Below are 3,933 nucleotides of genomic sequence, written 5' to 3'. Positions count from 1 at the left end.
GCCTGGGGCGCCGGCCCCGCCGCGCGCGCGGCCGGCGCCCGTTCGCGTCCCGCCGGCGCCGCCTCCGCCAGCCGGTCCTGCACGTCCTCCTCCAGCGCCTCGTCCGCTCCCCAGGCGAGCTGGAGTGCCAGCGCCGCCCCCAGTTCGGACCGCATCGCCGAGTCCAAGTCTCTCCGCTCCCCACAGCTCTCGCGCCTGGGACAGGATGCCCTTATCTCTGCACCGGAGCCACCGGGGGAACGCGATGCAACGCGAGGCGATGGAGTTCGACGTGGTGATCGTGGGCGCCGGGCCCGCCGGGCTCGCCGCCGCGATCCGGCTGAAGCAGGCCGCCGGCCAGGCCGGGCGCGAGATCTCGGTCTGCGTGCTCGAGAAGGGCGCGGAGGTCGGCGCGCACATCCTCTCGGGCGCGGTGATCGAGCCGCGCGCGCTCGACGAGCTCCTGCCCGACTGGGCCTCCCTCGGCGCGCCGATCACCACGCCCGTGCGCGAGGACCGCTTCCTCTATCTCACGGCGAAGCGCGCGATCCGCCTGCCCACGCCGCCGCCGATGCACAACCGGGGCAACTGGATCGTCTCGCTCGGCCAGGTGTGCCGCTGGCTCGCCGCACAGGCCGAGGCGCTGGGGGTGGAGATCTATCCCGGCTTCGCCGCCGCCGAGGTGCTGTTCGAGGGCGACCGGGTGGTCGGTGTGGCGACCGGCGATCAGGGCATCGCCAAGGACGGCACGCGCAAGCCCTCGTTCCAGCCCGGGATGGAGCTGCGCGCCGCCTACACGCTGTTCGCCGAGGGCTGCCGCGGCAGCCTGACCAAGGAGCTCGAGCGCAGGTTCGGGTTGCGCGAGGGGCGTCAGCCGCAGACCTACGGCATCGGCATCAAGGAGCTCTGGGAGGTGCCGAAGGAGACGCACCGGCCGGGGCTCGTCCTGCACACGATCGGCTGGCCGCTGGCCTCGGACACCTATGGCGGCTCGTTCCTCTACCACTGGGGCGAGAACCTGGTGGCCTACGGCTTCGTCGTCGGGCTCGACTACCCGAACCCCTGGCTCTCGCCCTTCGAGGAGATGCAGCGCTTCAAGACCCACCCCGCGATCCGCCCCCATTTCGCGGGCGGCAAGCGCATCGCCTATGGCGCGCGGGCCTTGAACGAGGGCGGGCTGCAGGCGATCCCGCGCCTCGTCTTCCCCGGCGGGGCGCTGATCGGCTGCGCCGCCGGCTTCCTCAACGTGCCCAAGATCAAGGGCAGCCACACGGCGATGAAGTCGGGCATGCTCGCCGCCGAGGCGATCGTCGAGGCGCTCGCCGGCGCCAGGCCAGACGTGCTGGAGTCGTATCCTTCTGCACTCGAACGTTCATGGGTTCACGAGGAGCTCGCGCGCGCGCGCAACATCCGCCCCGCCTTCGCGAAGTTCGGCCTCTGGGGCGGGCTCGCCTATGCCGGGCTCGACACCTATATCCTGCGCGGCCGCGCGCCCTGGACCTTCGGCCACCACCCCGACCATGAAAGCCTGAAGGAGGCATCCGCCGCGCCGCGCATCGACTATCCCAGGCCCGACGGTGTGCTGACCTTCGACCGGCTGTCCTCGGTCTATCTCTCCAACACCAACCACGAGGAGGACCAGCCGAGCCATCTGCGCCTCGCCGATCCCGCGCTTGCGGTCGCGCACAACCTCGCCCGCTACGGCGGGCCGGAGGCGCGCTACTGCCCGGCCGGGGTCTATGAGTTCGTCGGCGTCGAGGAGGGCCAGCCGCGGCTGGTGGTGAACGCGCAGAACTGCGTGCACTGCAAGACCTGCGACATCAAGGACCCGAAGCAGAACATCACCTGGGTCACGCCCGAGGGCGGCGGCGGGCCTGTCTACGCCATGATGTGACCGCCAGCGTGCGGTCCGTTCCCGTGGCGCGCCTTCGGCCGCTGCGATACTCTGCGCCCATGACCGACCGGGTCGGATCCTCGCCCGCGCTGCGCCGCCTCGGCCTGCTGCCGCTGGTGCTCCTGGCCGCCTGCGCCTCCGGCCTGCCGGCCGGGGAGTCCGACCGGCCGGTGCTGCGCGAGGGGCGGTTCAAGCCGTCCGGCGCGTTCGGCGCCTATCTCGCCGGCCGCCTTGCGGCGGCCGAGAACGACACCGAGGCTGCGGCGCGCTTCTTCGCCGGCGCGCTTGCGGCCGACCCGACCAGTCCGGAACTCCTGACCCGCGCCTTCCACGCCACGCTGGCCGACGGGCGCGAGGCGGCCCCGCTTGCCCGGCGGATCCTCGCCACGCAGCCGACGGCACTCCTGCCGACCCTCGTGCTCGCCGCCGAGGAGGCGCGCGACGGCCGTTTCGACCTGGTCGAGGCGCGTTTCCGCGCCCTGCCGCGTCAAGGTGCGGCGCAGCTCCTCCAGCCGCTGATGCTCGCCTGGGCGCAGGCCGGGCGCGGGCAGTGGAACGAGGCGCTGGCCACGCTGCGCCCGTTCGCCGACGGCGCGCGTTTCCGGGCCGCCTTCGCCCTCCATGCCGGGCTGATCTGCGATCTCGCCGGCCGGATGGCCGAGGCCGAGCGGTGGTACGGCGGCGCCTTCGCCGATGGCGGTTCGAGCCTGCGCATGGCCGAAATCCAGGCGAGCTTCGCTGCGCGCCAGGGTCGTATCGAGGAGGCGCGGCGCATCCTCGCCGAGATCGCCGCCAGCTCCGATGAGGTCGCCATGGTGCAGGCACGCCTGCTCGGCGACCTGGAGCGCCGGCCGGTCGCCTCCGCCGCCGAAGGCATGGCCGAGGCGCTGCTCGCGTTCGCGGCCGCGCTGCGCCAGCAGGAGGCGGGCGAGTTCGCGCTTCTGCTGCTGCGCGTCGCGCTGCTGCTCCGCCCCGACTACCCCGCCGCCAAGCTGATGCTCGCCGATATCCTCGAGGGCGATCGGCGCTACCAGGCGGCCGCCGACGTGCTCTCCCGGGTTCGCCAAGACAGCGCCTATGGGCCGGCAGCGCGCGTCAGGCTGTCGCTCATGCTCGACCGGCTCGACCGGACGGATGCCGCGATCGGCGAACTCGAGGCGCTGGCGGCCGCCGACCCGACGCGTGCCGAACCGCTCGCGCGCATGGGCGACATCCTGCGTGGGCGCAGCCGCTTCGCCGAGGCGGCCGCCGCTTACAACCGCGCGGTCGCCCGCCTCGGCCCGCCCGAGCGGCGGCAATGGGCGCTCTACTACGCGCGCGGCATCGCGCTTGAACGCGCCAAGGACTGGCCACGCGCCGAGGCCGACTTCCTGCGCGCGCTCGAGCTCGCGCCCGACCAGCCCTACGTGCTGAACTATCTCGGCTATTCCTGGGTCGAACAGGGACGCGAGCTGGCGCGCGCGAAACGGATGATCGAGCGTGCGGTGGAGCTGCGCCCGCATGACGGCCACATCGTTGACAGTCTCGGCTGGGTGCTGTTCCGCATGGGCGACTATCGCGCCGCGGTGCGCTGGCTCGAGCGCGCGGTCGAGCTCCTGCCGCGCGATCCGGTGATCAACGACCATCTCGGCGACGCGTATTGGGCCGTCGGCCGCCGGGCCGAGGCGCAGTTCCAGTGGCGCCGCGCGCTCAATCTCGGCCCCGAGCCCGAGGCGATCCCGAAGCTCGAGGCCAAGCTGCGCGACGGGCTCGTCCTGCCGCCCGCCAATGTCGCCTCCGGCGCCGCCGGTCCGGCACCGGCCACCGCCGCGCGCTGAGCGTGAGCCTCGCCGAGGCGGCGCACGCCAAGGTCAATCTCCATCTGCATGTGCTCGGCCGTCGCGCAGACGGCTACCACCTGCTCGACACGCTCGTGGTGTTCGCCGCCGCCGCCGACGTGCTGGTCGCCGAGCCGGACGACGCGCTCTCGCTCGCGGTCGAGGGGCCGTTCGCGGCCGCGCTCGCGGGCGAGGCCGACAACCTGGTGCTGCGCGCCGCCCGCGCGCTCGCCGCCGCGGCGG

Annotated in this window: 2 protein-coding genes and 1 pseudogene; all 3 read left to right on the top strand. The window is 73.3% G+C overall.

From position 1 onward, the window contains the following. The first annotated feature begins 244 nt into the window (after positions 1-244). Positions 245-1,873 carry an electron transfer flavoprotein-ubiquinone oxidoreductase gene (locus FK498_RS17760; RefSeq protein WP_141856923.1) on the top strand — a complete coding sequence of 543 codons (1,629 nt, stop codon included), beginning with the start codon at positions 245-247 and terminating at the stop codon, positions 1,871-1,873. A 59-nt stretch (positions 1,874-1,932) separates the two neighbouring features. Next, on the top strand, positions 1,933-3,690 hold the full coding sequence (locus tag FK498_RS17755) for a tetratricopeptide repeat protein (RefSeq protein ID WP_141856921.1): 1,758 nt from the start codon (positions 1,933-1,935) through the stop codon (positions 3,688-3,690). Between the two features lie 2 nt (positions 3,691-3,692). Continuing rightward, positions 3,693-3,933, top strand: a pseudogene (locus FK498_RS17750) (4-(cytidine 5'-diphospho)-2-C-methyl-D-erythritol kinase); the annotation flags it as partial.

This window comes from Elioraea sp. Yellowstone, from assembly GCF_006704265.1.
Classification (GTDB): Bacteria; Pseudomonadota; Alphaproteobacteria; order Acetobacterales; family Acetobacteraceae; genus Elioraea.
The sequence above is the reverse complement of the archived record's forward strand: the minus strand, read 5'-3'. Positions and strand labels throughout refer to the sequence as shown.

Coding starts and splice junctions, on each gene's coding strand:
- FK498_RS17755 (WP_141856921.1), top strand. CDS start 1,933: ATGACCGACCGGGTCGGATCCTCGCCCGCGCTGCGCCGCCTCGGCCTG.
- FK498_RS17760 (WP_141856923.1), top strand. CDS start 245: ATGCAACGCGAGGCGATGGAGTTCGACGTGGTGATCGTGGGCGCCGGG.